This is a genomic window from Leifsonia aquatica H1aii (assembly GCF_000633535.1).
Taxonomy (GTDB): Bacteria; Actinomycetota; Actinomycetes; order Actinomycetales; family Microbacteriaceae; genus Leifsonia; species Leifsonia aquatica_A.
Genome location: NZ_AYMR01000024.1, coordinates 17,950 through 33,715 on the forward strand (window position 1 = coordinate 17,950; position 15,766 = coordinate 33,715).

A 15,766-nucleotide genomic window follows, 5' to 3' on the forward strand; every position below is an offset into this window, starting at 1 on the left:
TGGCGGGGTGACCCGCTCGTCTGCCCACCTTCGCGTGGCGTGCGCGGTGGGTATCGCCGCCCTGGCGGGGCTCCTCGGTGCGGCGCCGGCCGCTCTGGCGCAACCGACCCCGGTGCCGGTCGACTCCGGAGTCGTCACCCCCTTCGTCGACTGCGTGCAGGACGCGCCGCTCGGCGCGGTCACGGCGCGCACTGTCGTGCTCGGCTACCGCTCGACGGCCGCCGCGCCCCTCACCCTCCCGGCGGGCGCCGGCGACAACGACCTGACCTCCGGTCCGGCCGACCGCGGCCAGCCGAGCACGTTCCTGCCCGGCGAGCACCACGGCGTCACCCTGCTCACCGTCGACGCGCAGGCCGAGCCCTCCCTGGGATGGCGGGTGCGGGACGCGATCGCGACGATCGCTCCGTCCGCGCCGTCGTGCACCGATGCCACAGCGGTGACGGTCAGCGCGCCCACCAGCACGGAGGCCGGGCGGTCGTTCGTCGTGACCGCCGCCGTCACCCGCCTGCTGCTGGGGACCGTCGATGCGGGTGCCGTCGGATTCTCGGTCGACGGCGGTGCCGAGACCGTCGTCCCGATCGCGGCCGGTTCGGCCCGCGCCGAGCTGACCGCCCCTGCCGCAGGATCCCACACCCTGGTGGCGCGTTATCTTCCGGCCGACGGCGCGACGGTGAGGCCGGCCTCGGCCTCCACCGCGCTCTCGACGGTGGCGGTGAGCGGACCGCTCTCGGTCGCCGCGAACAGCGTGGTCGCCGGCAGCACCTCGGCCGTCCTCGTGGTGACGCGCGCGGCGGGCACAGGCGAGGCCACGGTCGACTACGCGACCGCCGACGGAACGGCCACGGCCGGCATCGACTACACCGCGACCTCCGGGACCGTCGTGCTCGCGGACGGAGTGCGGCAGGCGACCATCCGCATCCCGATCCCTGCGCGGGCGCCCGGTGCCTCCGCAGCGACCTTCTTCGTCCTGCTGCAGCGAGCCTCCACCTCGGTCGGCTCCGCCTCCGCGGCGGTGCTGCTCCCGCCGGTGCCCGTGACGACCCCCGCCTCGGCCGGGGACGGCATCGGCCCGACCGGTGCGCTCACGGCGGCGGGGTCGCGGCACGACACGGCGGGCCCGGCGTCCGCGCTTCCACTCGCCGACCCGACCGCCGCAGGCGAGCGCGGCACAGGTCAGGACCTGCTGCTGCTGATCGTGGGGGCCATCCTCACCGTGGGCGGCATCGCCGGCGTGATCAGCGTCGTGCGCGGGGTGACCCTCAGCCACGCGAGCAGCTGACGCGCTAGCGGAACGTGGAGACCACCCCGCCCACCAGCAGGGCGACGGCCACCGTCCAGCCCACGATCGCGATGCCCTGCCAGACGAGGATGCGTGCCCGCCCCACCCCGGCGGCGGCGAGCATCGTCGCCGTGATCTGGGTCGGCAGCAGCAGTGGTCCGAGCAGGCTCACGCCGGGGACGCCGTAGCGCTCGAAGGCCCGCTGGAACTTGGCCCTGCGCGGCGACACCGTCGCGGTCGTCAGGGCGGCCGGGTCGGCGCCCGCCGCGACGGCGGCCTCCTGCGTCCGCGCCCGCCGCGCCGAGACGACGGCCCGGCGGGCGCCGGAGCCGAGGAGCACCAGCACCGCGACACAGGCGAAGTTGCCCACGATCGCGGCGATGATCGCGATCGCCGGAGCGATGCCGCCGATGATCCCGATGGTCGCGGCGCCCTCGCCTTCGACGAACGGAATGGCCCCCGCCGCGGCCACGATGAGCGGCTGCACGACGTCCGGCACCTGCGCCACGAGGTCCTGGAGGGTGTCGATCAGTGTCATGTCCTGCTCCTGTCCGGTGGTGAACCGATGTCTGCATCGAGTCCATCGGGTCGCGCCACGACGGGGAAGTGTGCGGGCGTCATCGGCCGCCGGGTGTTCCGCCCGTCCCAGACGTGACATTCGTCACGGCCCTACGATGAACGGGTGGGATACCCGACCGAGGCCGAGCCGACCGCCGCGGCCGATCCGACGGCTGAGGAAGCGGTGACCGAGCGGGTCGCCCTCCGGCTGGCGCGCGATGTCACGGTCACCTGGTGGTACACGTTCTCGACCGTCCTCTTCTTCATCGTCATGCTCGTGCCGTTGTGGGCGGTGACTGCACTCGTGGTGGGGCGTGGCGACGGGCCGGCGATCGCGATCGGTGTCGGCGGCACGGCGTGGGTGGCGGCGACGGTCGTTCTGCTGCTCGACTACCGCACGCGCGACGAGGACGCCCCGCTGCTGCGGCGTCGGCGGATGCTTGTCCCGCTCGCGCTGTCGGCCGGGTACTCGGTGGTGGTGGCGCTCGCGTCCGGGATCTGGGTCGCCGCCGCCGTCCCGGTGCTCGAGGCGCTGGTGCTGCTCAACTGGGGGCCGGGCATCCGGCGCCGGGTGGTGCTCGGTGCGACGGTGCTGCTCGGAGCGCTCTGGGCGATCGACGTGCGATTCACGTTCCCGGTCGACGGCTTCTCCACCTGGTTCCTGATCGGCTTCTACTCGGCATCCCTCCCCGCCCTCACCGTCCTGACGCTGTGGTGGTGGGACATCGTCGTCGCCCTCGACCGTGCCCGCGCCTCGGAGGCCAGGCTGGCGGCCACCCAGGAGCGGTTGCGCGTGGCGACGGACGTGCACGACCTCCAGGGGCATCACCTGCAGGTCATCGCCTTGCAGCTCGAGCTCGCCGAACGGCTGATGGAGCATGACCCCGCTCAGGCACTCGAGCAGGTGCGTGCCGCGCGCTCCAGCGTCGACGAGGCGCGACAGGGGACGCGGGATCTGGCGCTGCGGTTCCGCTCGGTACCGCTGCGCGACGAGCTCGCGAACGCCGTCGACCTGCTCCGCGCGGCCGGCGTGGTGGCCGACGCGACAGTCGACCCGGCCGCCGATCACGCCCCCGCGGCGGTTCTCGGTCCGGTGATCCGGGAGGCGACCACCAATGCCCTGCGCCACGGCGGCGGGCGATGGGCGCGGCTGGTGCTCACCCGGGAGGCGGGGTCGTGGCGACTGGAGGTCGCGAACGACGCCGACCTCGACGCGGCCACGGAGAGCGGGGCCGGCGGCGGGGCAGGTCTGGACGGGATCGCCCGCCGAGCGGCGGACGCGGGCGGGGCGGTCGAGGTGCGGCCACGCGACGACTCCTTCGTCATCGTCGTGACCGTCCCGGAACGGACGGGTCGGTCATGATCCGCGTCCTGATCGCCGATGACGAGGCGATGATCCGGTCCGCGCTCGCCGCCCTGCTGCGCCTGGAGGTGGACATCGAGGTCGTCGCCGAGTGCTCGGACGGCGCGCAGGCCGTCACGGAAGCCCTGCGCCTGGCGCCGGACGTGTGTCTCCTCGACCTCGAGATGCCCGGACTCGACGGGGTGGAGGTCGCGGTGCGGCTGACGCGCGCCATCCCCACGCGCTGTGTCGTGATCACCCGGCACGCCCGACCCGGGGTGCTGCGGCGGGCCTTGGCCGCGGGCGTCTCCGGCTTCCTCCCCAAGTCCCGCGACGCCGCGGAGGTCGCGGCCGTCATCCGCAGCGTCGCCGCAGGCCGCCGCTACGTCGACCCGGAGGTGGCTGCCGATGCCCTGAGCGACGAGCGGTCCCCGCTCACCGATCGCGAACTCGACGTCCTGCGGGCGGGGCGGCGGGGGGAGACGACCGGTCAGATCGCGCGCACGCTGTCGTTGGCCCCGGGGACGGTGCGCAACCACGTCTCGGCCGTCCTCGGCAAGCTCGCCGTCGGTACCCGGCAGCAGGCCGTCCTCATCGCGGAGGAGCGTGGCTGGATCTGAGGCGGATCGTCAGTCGTCCACCGGAACGATGATGCGTCCCGCGAGGGCCGCTTCGCGGTACATCCGCACCGAGACGACCGTCAGCCAGGCCCACGCGAGCACGACGACGACCGTCAGCCCGATGGTGGCGACGGCCGAGCCTCCGGAGGCCGCGATCGCCACGAAGCCCAGGATCAGGAGGACTCCCACGGCCACGCTCACGGCGGCGGCGGATCCCGACGCGCCCGCACGCAGCCGTCGGGCCATCGCGAACGACCAGACGGCGAAGGCGATGAAGCCGAGGCCACCCGCCAGCAGGTGCAGCATCCCGTGCACGCTGAAGCCCGCCCCGGCGGCGTCGGGGAGGGCGATCCCCGCCGCGATCAGCAGGATCCCGTAGAGCAGCAGGAAGAGCCAGGCGCGGCGACCCGTTCCGCTCCGGAGGTGACGACGGTACCCGATCGCCGCCGCCGCCGTCATCAGGCCGGTCAGGATGAAGACCACGACGTGTACCCAGCCGGCCACTCCGAGGGAGAGCAGGCTCCAGCTGTCGGTCGCGAAGGAGAATCCCGGCGTCACGAGGCCCTGAACGACGGAGCAGAGGACGTAGAAGGGTCCTGCCACGATGCCGTAGCCGAGGAGGGATTTGGTCACCCGGGCCTCGGGGGTGCAGTCGATACGGGAGGCGGACGACTCGCCCGGCACGGTGCGCGACATGATCATCCAATCTGAACTGAACCGTTTAGTTTCAATCAGGATAGGCTGGCCGGGACGGGCGGGTCAAGGGAGGATCGGATGCGCGAACGCAAGACGGCGGAGATCATGGCGGCGGCGCGCGAGCTGTTCCTCCGCGACGGGTACGCGGGCACCACCATCGACGCCATCGCCTCCTCCGCGGGTGTCTCCAAGGCGACCGTCTACAGCAACTTCGCCGACAAGGACGCCCTGTTCGTCGAACTGCTCGACGTCGTCACCGCCGAGGCCGGCGACATCCTGCGCTCGGCGACCGCGGGTCTGGAGGGTGACGGACCTCTGCGCGACCGCTTCGTCGCCGTCGCCCGCACCCTCGTGCGAGGAGTGCTCCGGCCGGAGGTCGTCAGCCTCCGCCGCCTCGCCATCTCCCAGGCCGTGCGGTTCCCGGAGGCGTCCGCGCGGTACTGGCGCGCCGGGCCGGGTGCCACCATCGACCTGCTCGCCGACCGCTTCGGTGCACTGGCCCACGCGGGCGCCCTCGTCGTCGACGACGCGACGGAGGCGGCGGCGCAGTTCGCCTACGTGCTCGTGGGTCCCCTGCAGGACCGCGCCCTTCTCGACCCCGGCCAGGCCGTCCCGGACGGGGAGGTCGAGGCGCACCTCCAGGCGACGGTCGACGCGTTCCTCCGTGCGCACGCCCATCCCCACCCATGACATTCCTCACCCTCGGCTCCTGACACCCGCACTGCGTCCGCGCATCGGCACCGCGGCACGCTGAGAGGGTGAATCAGACACCTGCCATCCGCCTCGACGGCCTGCGCAAGTCCTTCGGCCCGCTCACCGCCGTCGACGGCGTCGACCTCACCATCCGCCCCGGCGAGGTGGTCGCCCTGCTCGGCCCGAACGGGGCCGGCAAGTCCACGACCATCGACCTCGCCCTCGGCCTCGCGCGCCCCAGCGCAGGCACCGCAGAGCTGTTCGGCGCCGAACCGATCCGCGCCATCCGCGACGGGCGCGTCGGCGCCATGCTGCAGGGCGGGGCACTGCTGCCCACCCTGACCGTCGGCGAGTGCGTCGCGCTCGTCGCCGCCGCACATCGGCATCCCCTCAGCGTCGCCGAGGCCCTCGAGCGCGCCCGCTGCACCGAGATCGCGAAGCAGCGGGTCGCCAAGCTGTCCGGCGGCCAGATGCAGCGGGCACGGTTCGCCGTCGCCGTCGTCTCCGACCCGGACCTCCTCTTCCTCGACGAGCCGACGGCCGCGATGGACGTGGAGGCGCGGCGCACCTTCTGGCAGTCGATGCGGGAGTTCACGGAGGAGGGCCGCACGGTCGTCTTCGCCACCCACTACCTCGACGAAGCGGATACCTACGCCGACCGCATCGTGATGCTCGCCCGTGGCCGGGTCGTCGCCGACGGGACGCCCGCCGAGGTCAAGGCGGTGGTGTCCGGCCGCCGCATCCGGGCGAACGTCGGCTTCGCCTGGAGTCCTGCCGCCGAGGCCGCGCTCGCCGCGCTCCCCGGCGTGCGCAGCGTCGAGCACCGCGCGGGAAGCGTCGCCCTCGTGAGCGACGACTCCGACGCCACCCTCCGCGCGCTGCTCGCGGCGCACGACGACATCCACGACATCGAAGTGACCGCGCACACGATGGACGAGGCCTTCCTCGCCCTCACCGAGGCGCGCGAGACGGAAGGAGCGACGCGATGAGCATCGCCTACCTGGGGCGCGAGTCGCTCCGCCAGCTGAAGAACATGCGCTCGATGGTGTTCACCCTCGCTGTTCCGCTCGTCATGCTGATCGCGTTCGGCGGCACGTTCGGAGGCCGCGGCCAGGTGGACGCGGTGACGCATCTGCCGTGGATCGTCGTCACCACCATCCAGGTGGCGGCCTACGGCGGCATGATGGCGGCCCTCTCGCAGGCGTTCGGGATCGTCACCGAGCGGTCGATCGGCTGGAACCGCCAGCTCCGGGTCACCCCGCTCTCCGGCACCGGCTATCTCGTGTCCAAGCTGGTCGCCGCCCTGGCGCTCGCCTTGGTCAGCGTGGTGGTCATCATCGGCGTGTCCCTGGCGCTCTACCACCCGACGCTCTCGGCGGGCAGCTGGATGCTCGCCGCGCTCGGGATCTGGTGCGGCGTCATCCCGTTCGCATTGCTCGGCATCCTGATCGGCCAGTTCGCGAAGCCCGAGTTCGCCCAGCCGCTCTTCATGGCGGTCTTCATGGGGATGGCCGTGCTCGGCGGCCTGTGGATCCCGCTGCAGATCTTCCCCGCGTGGGTCGCGAACGTCGCGCAGGCCGTGCCGTCGTACTGGCTCAACCGGGTCGGACAGCTCGGCGCCCTGCAGAGCGGCGACGCGCTCACGCCCGCGCTGGTGCTCACCGCCTGGACCGTCGCTCTCGGCGCACTCATCGTCTGGCGCTACCGTCGCGACGCGGCGCGCGGCTGACCGACGCGCTGATTAGGGTAGGGACGTGCTCAGCAACGAGGTCGACGTGCGGCGGCCGGCCGGCTTCGGCAGCCGGCTGACGCACAAGGCGGCACTGCGGTGGTACCCGGGCGCCGTGATCGGCCTGGTGTACCAGGTGTCGGTCGTGTACGGGCTCTGGTCCTCCGACGGCTCGATCGCGTCGAAGACCGTCGCCACCCTCCTCCTCGTCCTCGTCTACGCGGGCTTCCTCGCCCTCCCGCCCCTGCTGTGGTGGGAACCCGAGCGCACCCGGTTCGTCGCGATCGCCGCATACTTCGCGCTGACCCTGCTGCTCGTCCCATTCCTCGGCATCATCACCTGCTGGACGTGGGTCTACGTCGCCTGCGTCATCGGGATGGTCATCGCGCGCCCGGTGCTCCCCACTGTGCTGATCGTGGGGCTCGGCGTCACCCAGCTCGTGGTCTTCCTGATCGCGGGCGGCTTCGACGACTACTGGTACATCGCCCTCGTCACCGTCTCCATCGGCATAATGATGAGCGCGTTCGCCCGCCAGATCGATGCGCTGCGCCGTCTGCGCGCCGCCCAGGGCGAGATCGCCCGGTTGGCCGTCATCGAGGAACGGTCCCGTTTCTCCCGGGACATGCACGACGTGCTCGGCCACTCGCTGACGGTCGTGACCGTCAAATCGGAGCTCGCCCGTCGGCTCGTCGCGGTGGACCCGGCGCGCGCGGAAGCGGAGCTGGCGGACATCGAGCGCCTCACCCGGTCGGCCCTCGCCGACCTCCGCGCGGCCGTCGCCGGCTACCGCGAGATGAGCATCTCGACCGAGCTCGCCGCCGTGCAGGCGAGCCTCGCGGCCGCCGACATCACCGCCCATCTGCCGCGCAGCGGGGAGGAGGTGGCGCCCGACCTCCGCGAGCTCTTCGGCTGGGTGCTGCGCGAGGGTGTGACCAACGTCATCCGGCATTCCGGCTCCCGCAACTGCTGGGTCACCGTCGGACCCGAGACGCTCACCATCGAGGACGACGGTCAGGGCCCCGCGCCCGTCGGATCGACGACCGCGGCCGCCGAGGTTCGCGGCTCCGGTCTCGCCGGTCTGTCCGAGCGCGCGCGCGACGCCGGCGCCGTTGTCGAGGTCTCCGCGGGCGCCCGCGGGGGCACCCTGCTGACCGTCCGGAGGACCGCATGACCATCCGCCTGCTGCTCGCCGACGACCAGGCGCTCGTGCGCGGTGCGCTCGCCGCGCTGCTCGATCTCGAGCCCGACCTCGACGTCGTCGCTCAGATCGGGCGCGGCGACGAGGTCGTCGAAGCCGCGCGCGCCTCCGCGGCCGACGTCGCTCTGCTCGATGTCGAGATGCCCGGCCTCGACGGCATCCAGGCCGCGGCGGCGCTCCGCGCAGAGCTCCCGCGCTGCCGGTCGCTCATCGTGACGACCTTCGGGCGGCCCGGATATCTGCGACGGGCGATGGAGGCGGGCGCGTCCGGGTTCATCGTCAAGGACACGCCGTCCGGTCAGCTCGCCGACGCGGTGCGCCGGGTCGCGTCGGGGCTGCGCGTGGTGGACCCCACGCTCGCCGCCGAGTCGCTCGCCTCCGGGGTCTCGCCGCTGACCGCACGCGAAGCGGAGGTGCTGGCGCTCGCGGGCGATGGCGGGACGATCGCGGACATCGCCCGCCGACTGCACCTCAGCGAGGGAACGGTGCGGAACCACCTGTCGAGCGCGATCGGCAAGACCGCGGCGCGCAACCGTTCGGACGCCGTGCTGATCGCCACACGGCAGGGCTGGCTGTAGCCGGTCGGCCGGCCACGGAAGCCCGGCCCTCGCTACGCCGTCGGCGCGGCCAGGGTCAGCCATTCCTCGTCGCGCACATACCCGAGAGCGGTGTTCGCGGCGAGGATCGCTGCGTTCTCGGCAGACCCTCCCGTGCGGAAGCGGCGCACCCCGTCCGCGTCGAGCGCGAGGAGCGAGGCGGCCTTCACGGCGACGCCGATGCCACGCCGGCGCCATTCCGCATGGACGACGGTGAAGTCCGTCTCCGCCGTCTCGCCGTTGAGGTCGACGACGGTCATCGCGACGAGGTCGCCGTCCGGTGCGACCGCGCCGAACGCGCGCCGCGCGGGGCCCGGTGTCGCGGTCGTGCGGTCCAGCGGGGCGTGACGGGTCGCGACCCCTCCCGGATAGTCCGCTCCGGTCGCCGCGTCGAGGGCCAGCATCGCATCGACGTCGGCCGACGTGAGCTCATGGAGTGCGACGTGTTCGCGTGCGTGCGCGATCAGCGCGCCGAGCCGATCCCGATCGAGACGATCGTGGTCGAGACCGGCGCCGAACGAGCGCGCGACGACGATCCACCCGGCCGCCTCCAGCTCCGCACGGCGGGGCTGGTCGGCTCGCACGATGGCGAGGCCGTCACGCACAGCGAGGAACCGGACCGGTCAGGCGCGCTTCGGCGTCTCGGTCTCTTCGTCCTCGTACCCGTCGCCGGAGTCCTCGGGCTCGTAGTCGGCCCACGCGGCGTACTGGTCGTCCTCGTGGTGTGAATGTCCGGTCAGCTCGCGCTCGAGAGCGTCGTAGTTGACAGTCGGGCTGAACGACTTCAACTCACGCGCGATCTTGGTGTGCTTTGCCTTCTGACGGCCGCGCCCCATGCGTGACCCCCTTTTGGTCCCAGCCCGGGGGCGAGGCTCCCGGGGATCCGAACAGAAACAATCAAAACTAGCATCGAGTTTAGCATGCGGGCCCCCATGGACCCCGAGTATGCGCACAGCCGGACATGATGGGATGACACCGTGACCACGACCAGGACCGAGACCCAGGTGGTCGTCATCGGTGCGGGCCAAGCCGGGCTCGCGGTCGCCTACTATCTGCGACGTTTCGAGCTTACTCCTGGCGAGGATTTCGTCCTCTTCGACCGGGGTCCGGTGACCGGAGGCGCGTGGCAGCACCGGTGGGATGCGCTCAAGCTGGGCAGTGCCCATCACGTCAATGATCTGCCGGGGATGGCCGAGGTCGGGCTCAGTTTCGAGACCGCCGACCGGTCCCTCCCGGCGAAGGACATCGTCGCCGGTTACTACCGCCGCTACGAGGACCACTTCGGGCTGCAGGTCCAGCGCCCGATCGCCGTGTCCAGCGTCTTCGACCGCGGCGCCGATCTCGTCGTGCGTCATTCCGCCGGGGAGACCGCCACCCGGGTCGTGGTGAACGCGTCCGGGACCTGGGGAGCGCCGTTCGTGCCGTGGTACCCGGGCATGAACACATTCTCCGGGCGGCATGTGCACACGTCGAACTACGTCTCGGCCGCCGAGTTCGCCGGCCAGTCGGTCGTCGTGGTCGGCGGCGGGACGAGCGCGATCGGCTTCCTGCTCGAACTGGAGGGCGTCGCCGCCGAACTCGCATGGGCGACCCGCCGTCCGGTCGACTTCCGCGACGAGTCCGAGCTCACCATCGAGGGTGGCGTCGCGGCGGTCCAGCAGCAGGATGCGGCGGCGCGGGCGGGCGCGGCCCTGCCGAGCATTGTCAGCGGGACCGGCGTTCCGCGCACGCGCCGCATCGCGGCCGGGATCGAACGCGGTGTGCTCGTCGAGCGCCCGATGTTCGCCGCCGTCGAGCCCGATGGCGTGCGCTGGAGCGACGGCTCGTTCACCCGGGCCGACGCGATCGTCTGGGCGACCGGCTTCCGCCCCGAGCTCCGCCACCTCGCGCCGCTCAAGCTGCGCGAGAAGGAGGGGGGACTGACGGTCGCCTCCGGAGCGTCCTGGCAGGACGGCCGCATCTTCCTGGCCGGGTACGGACCGCAGGCGAGCACCATCGGCGCGAACCGCGCAGGCCGCGTCATCGCCCGCCAGATCATGGCCCAGCTCTAACTCTCCCCCTTCCCCCTCGCCCGCAGCTCCTCGGGCCTTCGAAGTTCACGTCGTTGCTCCCATTTCGCGGGAATGAGCGCAACGACGTGAACCTCGGCGGTCGAGAACGACGGAAGGGCCCGGCGCGGAGTGCGCGCCGGGCCCTTCCGAGGGGGTGTGCTCTACGGCACGTCGATGTCGCGCGGCTCGCCGGCGAAGCGCACGCCGCGCACGTGGGTGTTCGCGGCGGCGGCCCCGGGAGCCACATCGAAGCGGCCGGCGGGCGCGTCCGCGCTCAGGCCCAGACGAGCGCTCAGCACGGCGACGGCCGCGGCCGCCGACCATGCCTGCGGGCGGCAGGCGGCCGGGTAGGGGATGGGCGCGGCGGTCTCGGCCGCACTGTCGCCGGAGTGCAGCTCGGGCATCCGGTAGCCGAAGCCGTCCGCGGCGGCGAGCAGGCCGTCCGAGAGCTGCTCCGCCTCGTCGGCGAAGCCCTCGCGCGCCAGGCCGGTGATGACGATGGCCGTGTCGTGTGCCCACACGCTGCCGCCGTGGTAGCTGAGCGGCCAGTAGCCGCCCGCCGCACTCGACATGGTGCGCAGGCCGTAGCCGGAGGAGAGCTCCGACGACGCGAGCCGGCGGGCGATCAGCTCGGCCTGGCCGGGCTGGAGGATCCCGGTGCCGAGCAGGTGCCCGATGTTGCTGGTCACCGTGTCGACCGCACGCTTGGAGGCGTCCAGGGCGATCGCCGGGTAGGCGCCGGCCGGGTCGTCGATCCAGAACGACTCGGCGAAGCGCGCCTTGAGCGCAGCCGCCCAGTCGCGCCACTCCGCCGCGCCCTCGCGTCCGAAGGCCTCCAGCAGGGCGGCGCCGCCGATCGCGGCCTCGTAGGCGTATCCCTGCACCTCGCACAGCGCGATCGGGCCGTCGGCGAGGGTGCCGTCGTTCCACTGGATCGAGTCGCCGGAGTCCTTCCAGCCCTGGTTCGCGAGCCCGTGACCGGTGGTGTCGCGGTACTCCAGGAAGCCGTCGCCGTCGCTGTCGCCGTGATCGCGCATCCAGAGGAGGGCGGCCTCCAGCGCGGGCAGGAGGGCCTCGACCTCGTCGGCCGGCAGGCCCCAGCGCCACGCGTCGTGCAGCAGCCCGATCCAGAGGGCGGTCGCGTCGACGGTGCCGAAGTAGAGCGGAGGCAGCACGACGCCCTCGCCCGGGATGGTGAGCGCCGACGGGCGCAGCTCGTGCATGATCTTGCCGGGCTGCTCGGCGGTCTCGCCCACCGTCTCCGTGCCCTGCAGCGAGGCGAGCACGCGGAGGGTGGAGCCGGCGATGTCGGTGCCCAGGGGGAGCAGCATCCGCGCCGCCCAGATCGAGTCGCGGCCGAAGAGCGTGAAGAACCACGGGGCGCCCGCGGCGAGGAAGACGTCGTCGGGGCGCGCGGTGGTGGTCATGCGCAGCGACTGCAGGTCGGCCAGCGCGCGGTCCAGCCACGAGGCCAGGCGCGAATCTCCCGTGGACGCGGTGAAGGCCGCCCACTCCGCGGACGGTCCGGCCCCGGCGACCACGGCGGTCGGGTCGTCGACGGCGATCTCCCACGCGACGGAGACGGCGCTGTGCGCGGCGATCTCGACGTCCCACGCGAGCGTCGCTGCGGTGCCCTCGGCCGAGACCTGCGCCCCGTCGGCGGACAGCACGGCGGTGACCGGTCCGGACGTGTACGTGACGGTGGAGCCCTCCACGGTCGCCAGGACCGGGTGCTCGGCGCCCGTGAGCCCGGCCTTCACGACCTGCATCGGGCTGAAGTCTCCGCGGGCGGCGACGGAGACCGTCGTCGCGATCGGCTCGCGCAACGCGTTGCGGACCACGATGGTCTCGCGCAGCACCCCGGCACGCACCTCACGGGTGCGCTCGACCCGGACGCGCGGGTCCGCGGTGGAGTCGTCGAGCCCGCGGGCGAGGGAGGTGAAGACCGCGGTGGCCGCGTCGGGACCGGCGGTCGCGATGTGCTCGAGGCTCGAGGCGGAGACCGTGAGGCCGACGCGGTCGAGCACGCGCAGATCGGAGTGGAAGAACCCGTGGATGCCGGCGCCGTCGATGTCGCCGTCGGCGGTCGACCACGCCTGGCTGGGCGCGGTCAGGACCACGACGCTGTCGTGCAGCAGGGGTTGGAGCGGGTGGGTCATCGTGGCTGTCGCGCCTCCTCGATAGGGCGTGTGAGTGTGGTTCGGTGGGAAGGATCGGGGGATCGGTGGGGCAGGACGCGAGGGTTCAGCCGCGACTCCGCGACGGTCGTCCCGTCGCGGTGCAGTCGCCAGGCGGAGGCGTCCTCGCGCTCGGCGATCACGTCGACGAGGTCACGGCCGCGGTAGACGAGGCCGACGCCCTCCTCGAGCGCGTAGCCGTCGCCGAGGGTGCCGTCGGCGATCGCCGCGAGGTGCGCGGGCCGCCGGTTCGGGTCGGAGTCCCAGTGCACGCCGAGCGAGCCGGCAAGCAGCCCGAGACCGTCCGGGACCGCGCTGATCCCGGGGCCGTACGAGGCGGTGGTGCCGCCCTCGTGCCAGCACAGCGCACCGGCGGAGCCGCCGGCCAGGACGACGCCGGCCTCCCACGCCTCGGTGAGCAGCCGGTCGAGGCCGTGGGCGCGCCAGACCGCGAGCAGGTTGACGAGGCTCCCGCCGCTCACCCACACGACGTCCTGGCGCAGCAGGTGCTCGCGCAGGTCGGCGACGTTCGGATGCGGGAAGAACCGCACATGGCTGGCATCGACCCCGGCGGCGCGCGCGGCTTCGAGCTCGCCGCCTTCGACGTGCCGCTGGTCGCCGCCCGCCGTGTTGATGTGCGTGACGCGCGGTGCGCGTCCGCTCACCTCGGCGAGCTCGATCGCGTGGAGCAGGAGCGGGCCGTACACGGAGTCGGTCCACTCGCCGCCGTTCAGGCCGCCGCAGGTCGCGACGATGGTCGGGGCGGTGGCGGTCACTCCTTCACCGCGCCCTCGCTCGAGTTCATGATGCGCCGCTGGAAGATGAAGAACATCACGGCCACCGGGATGGTCATGAGGGCCGCAGCCGCGAGCTTGAGCGGGAACTGGTTGCCCTGGCTCAGCTGGCCGCTGGCGAGGCCGGCGACGCCCTTGGTGAGAGTGGTGAGGGCGGGATCCTGCGTCGAGACGATGAAGTGCGCGAGCTCGTTCCACGACCCCTGGAACGACAGGATCACGATGGTGATGAGCGCCGGCCGCGCCATCGGCAGCACGATCGACCAGAACACCCGGAAGGTGCTGGCGCCGTCGATCCGCGCCTGCTCCTCCACGCTGGCGGGGATCGACTCGAAGAAGTTCTTCATGATGAACACGCCGGCCGCGTCGGTCAGCAGCGGCAGGATCATGCCGGCGTAGGAGTCGTAGATGCCCAGCTGGTTGATCACGAGGAACTTCGGGATGAGCAGCACGACCATCGGCACCGACATCACGGCGACGAGGGCGGCGAAGATGACGCCGCGGCCGCGGAAGTGCAGGCGGGCGAGGGCGTAGCCGGCCAGGGAGTTGAAGAAGACGCGCCCGAGGGTCACGAAGATCGTCACGATCGCCGAGTTCGCGAACCAGGTGGGGAAGTCGGAGTTCAGGAAGAGCTTCGTGTACGCGGCCGTCGTCCACACCTGGGGGATCAGGGAGACCGGGTGGGCGGTGGCGTCCGCGTCCGTCTTGAACGAGGTCGCCAGCTGGATGAGGAACGGCAGGATGTAGACGACCGCCAGGACCACCAGGATGGCGTAGCTGACCGAGGTCGCGGCGATGGTGCCGTTGGAACGACGGCGCGGCGGCCGCGCGGGTGCGGTCGTGGCCGTGTTCTCGGCGCCGGACGGCGCTGCAGGCAGGGTCGCGGTCATCGCTTCGGCTCCTTCTCTGCCGCGGCGGCGACGCCGTCGGGCACCGCGGTGCTCGCCGTGACGGCGGGCTGGTAGAGGCGCATCCGCCGCTTGGACACCGCGCGCTCACGCAGCACCCAGCGCTGGAAGATCGTGAACAGGACGATGATGACGAACAGGATGAACGCGATCGCCGCGCCCTGTCCCCAGTTCTGATCGACGAACGAGGTCTTGTAGGACTGGTAGGCCGGCGTCAGCGTTGTCTTGCCCGGTGCACCCTTGGTGCCCGTGTAGATGGCGTCGAAGACCTGCCAGCAGCCGATGAGGCCGAGGGTGAGCACCGTGAAGAGGGTGGGGCGCAGCTGGGGGAGGGTGATGCGCCAGAAGCGCTGCCAGCCGTTGGCGCCGTCCATCATCGCGGCCTCGGTGATGTCGCCGCCGAGGTTCTGCAGGGCGGCGATGAAGAGCAGCATGAAGGTGCCGCTGGTGGTGAAGACGGCCATGATGATGTAGGCCGTCATGGCGACGGAGGGACCGCCCAGCCAGTCCCACCAGGAGACGCCGAGCAGGGTGTTCTGCGTGAGCGCGCTCGGGCCCTGCGTGACGCCGAAGACCCGCAGCAGGTTGTGGACGAGGCCGTCGGGGTCGTTGAACCAGTTCGGGCCGTTGATCCCGATCCAGGACAGCATCTGGTTGACGGCGCCGGTGGTGCTGAAGAGGAAGAGCCACAGCACGGTGATGGCCACCGAGCTGGTCACGGAGGGGAAGTAGAACGCGGTGCGGAAGAAGCCGCGCCCGCGCAGCACCGCCCGGTTGACGAGGACCGCGAGGCCGAGGGCGACGGCGGTCTGGATCGGCACGACGAGGACGACGTACCAGGCGTTGTTCTTGAGGGAGATGCCGAAGTCCTGCTCGGCCAGCCCGCCGCCGGCGAGGATGGAGCTGTAGTTCTTGAGGCCGATGAAGTTGACGTCGGAGGAGAAGGGGCTGCCACGGCCGCCCCAGTCCGAGAAACTCACCCACAGTGCCATGAGCACCGGGACGACGAGGAACACGCCGAGCAGAATGATGACCGGGGCGGTGAACAACCACCCCGAGGCGGCCTCGCCGCGCCGGATTCCGGAACGGCGAGACCGACTCGTGGTTTGCGACATGGGAGGGTTC

The 15,766-nt window shown here is 72.1% G+C and carries 17 protein-coding genes; 9 read left to right on the forward strand and 8 right to left on the reverse strand.

The genetic code is table 11. The annotated features are described in order from the left end of the window. The first annotated feature begins 7 nt into the window (after positions 1-7). Positions 8-1,279: a Calx-beta domain-containing protein gene (locus U870_RS0118835; RefSeq protein WP_081815354.1), complete on the forward strand. Its 1,272-nt coding sequence runs from the start codon at positions 8-10 to the stop codon at positions 1,277-1,279. A gap of 4 nt (positions 1,280-1,283) precedes the next feature. Here U870_RS0118835 and U870_RS0118840 read toward each other — a convergent pair whose 3' ends face one another. Further along, positions 1,284-1,817 carry a hypothetical protein gene (locus tag U870_RS0118840; RefSeq protein WP_025158930.1) on the reverse strand — a complete coding sequence of 178 codons (534 nt, stop codon included), beginning with the start codon at positions 1,815-1,817 and terminating at the stop codon, positions 1,284-1,286. A gap of 144 nt (positions 1,818-1,961) precedes the next feature. On the opposite strand from U870_RS0118840, the gene U870_RS0118845 reads away from it, so the two are divergent. Then, entirely contained in the window at positions 1,962-3,200 is a 1,239-nt protein-coding gene (locus tag U870_RS0118845; RefSeq protein WP_025158931.1) for a sensor histidine kinase, read from the forward strand. After that, the gene (locus U870_RS0118850) at positions 3,197-3,799 is read left to right on the forward strand and encodes a response regulator transcription factor (protein WP_025158932.1); all 603 of its coding nucleotides are present in this window, start codon (positions 3,197-3,199) and stop codon (positions 3,797-3,799) included. The genes U870_RS0118845 and U870_RS0118850 overlap by 4 nt, the downstream gene beginning before the upstream one ends. Before the next feature lie 9 nt (positions 3,800-3,808). Here the strand turns inward: U870_RS0118850 and U870_RS0118855 are convergent, their stop codons facing one another. Then, on the reverse strand, positions 3,809-4,495 hold the full coding sequence (locus tag U870_RS0118855) for a DUF998 domain-containing protein (protein ID WP_162819193.1): 687 nt from the start codon (positions 4,493-4,495) through the stop codon (positions 3,809-3,811). Between the two features lie 78 nt (positions 4,496-4,573). On the opposite strand from U870_RS0118855, the gene U870_RS22790 reads away from it, so the two are divergent. The 5 genes from U870_RS22790 to U870_RS0118880 all read left to right on the forward strand — a co-directional run bounded on the left by U870_RS22790 (position 4,574) and on the right by U870_RS0118880 (position 8,693). Then, the gene (locus tag U870_RS22790) at positions 4,574-5,185 is read left to right on the forward strand and encodes a TetR/AcrR family transcriptional regulator (protein ID WP_025158934.1); all 612 of its coding nucleotides are present in this window, start codon (positions 4,574-4,576) and stop codon (positions 5,183-5,185) included. Positions 5,186-5,253: 68 nt separating this feature from the next. After that, a complete protein-coding gene (locus tag U870_RS0118865; protein WP_025158935.1) occupies positions 5,254-6,177 on the forward strand; it encodes an ABC transporter ATP-binding protein in 924 nt (307 codons plus the stop codon). Then, entirely contained in the window at positions 6,174-6,917 is a 744-nt protein-coding gene (locus tag U870_RS0118870; RefSeq protein ID WP_025158936.1) for an ABC transporter permease, read from the forward strand. The genes U870_RS0118865 and U870_RS0118870 overlap by 4 nt, the downstream gene beginning before the upstream one ends. A 25-nt stretch (positions 6,918-6,942) precedes the next feature. Beyond that, a complete protein-coding gene (locus tag U870_RS0118875) occupies positions 6,943-8,088 on the forward strand; it encodes a sensor histidine kinase (RefSeq protein WP_025158937.1) in 1,146 nt (381 codons plus the stop codon). Then, entirely contained in the window at positions 8,085-8,693 is a 609-nt protein-coding gene (locus tag U870_RS0118880; protein WP_025158938.1) for a response regulator transcription factor, read from the forward strand. Before U870_RS0118875 ends, U870_RS0118880 begins: the two co-directional genes overlap by 4 nt. A 32-nt stretch (positions 8,694-8,725) precedes the next feature. Here the strand turns inward: U870_RS0118880 and U870_RS24080 are convergent, their stop codons facing one another. Continuing rightward, complete coding sequence (locus U870_RS24080) at positions 8,726-9,316, reverse strand: hypothetical protein (protein WP_043710420.1); 591 nt, start codon at positions 9,314-9,316, stop codon at positions 8,726-8,728. An 18-nt stretch (positions 9,317-9,334) separates the two neighbouring features. After that, the gene (locus U870_RS0118890; protein WP_025158939.1) at positions 9,335-9,547 is read right to left on the reverse strand and encodes a DUF3073 domain-containing protein; all 213 of its coding nucleotides are present in this window, start codon (positions 9,545-9,547) and stop codon (positions 9,335-9,337) included. 141 nt (positions 9,548-9,688) lie between these two features. Between U870_RS0118890 and U870_RS0118895 the strand changes: the two genes are divergently transcribed. Continuing rightward, positions 9,689-10,762 carry an NAD(P)-binding domain-containing protein gene (locus U870_RS0118895; protein ID WP_025158940.1) on the forward strand — a complete coding sequence of 358 codons (1,074 nt, stop codon included), beginning with the start codon at positions 9,689-9,691 and terminating at the stop codon, positions 10,760-10,762. 161 nt (positions 10,763-10,923) lie between these two features. Here the strand turns inward: U870_RS0118895 and U870_RS0118900 are convergent, their stop codons facing one another. The 4 genes from U870_RS0118900 to U870_RS0118915 are packed head-to-tail and all read right to left on the reverse strand — an operon-like array spanning position 10,924 to position 15,756. Continuing rightward, positions 10,924-12,921, reverse strand: a complete 1,998-nt coding sequence (locus tag U870_RS0118900) for a glycogen debranching N-terminal domain-containing protein (RefSeq protein ID WP_025158941.1) — start codon at positions 12,919-12,921, stop codon at positions 10,924-10,926. Beyond that, the gene (locus U870_RS0118905) at positions 12,918-13,715 is read right to left on the reverse strand and encodes a Type 1 glutamine amidotransferase-like domain-containing protein (RefSeq protein ID WP_025158942.1); all 798 of its coding nucleotides are present in this window, start codon (positions 13,713-13,715) and stop codon (positions 12,918-12,920) included. The genes U870_RS0118900 and U870_RS0118905 overlap by 4 nt, the downstream gene beginning before the upstream one ends. Then, complete coding sequence (locus U870_RS0118910; RefSeq protein WP_025158943.1) at positions 13,712-14,623, reverse strand: carbohydrate ABC transporter permease; 912 nt, start codon at positions 14,621-14,623, stop codon at positions 13,712-13,714. Before U870_RS0118910 ends, U870_RS0118905 begins: the two co-directional genes overlap by 4 nt. Beyond that, positions 14,620-15,756 (reverse strand): carbohydrate ABC transporter permease, encoded by a 1,137-nt coding sequence (locus tag U870_RS0118915; RefSeq protein ID WP_025158944.1) that lies wholly within the window; start codon positions 15,754-15,756, stop codon positions 14,620-14,622. The genes U870_RS0118910 and U870_RS0118915 overlap by 4 nt, the downstream gene beginning before the upstream one ends. Between the last annotated feature and the right edge of the window lie 10 nt (positions 15,757-15,766).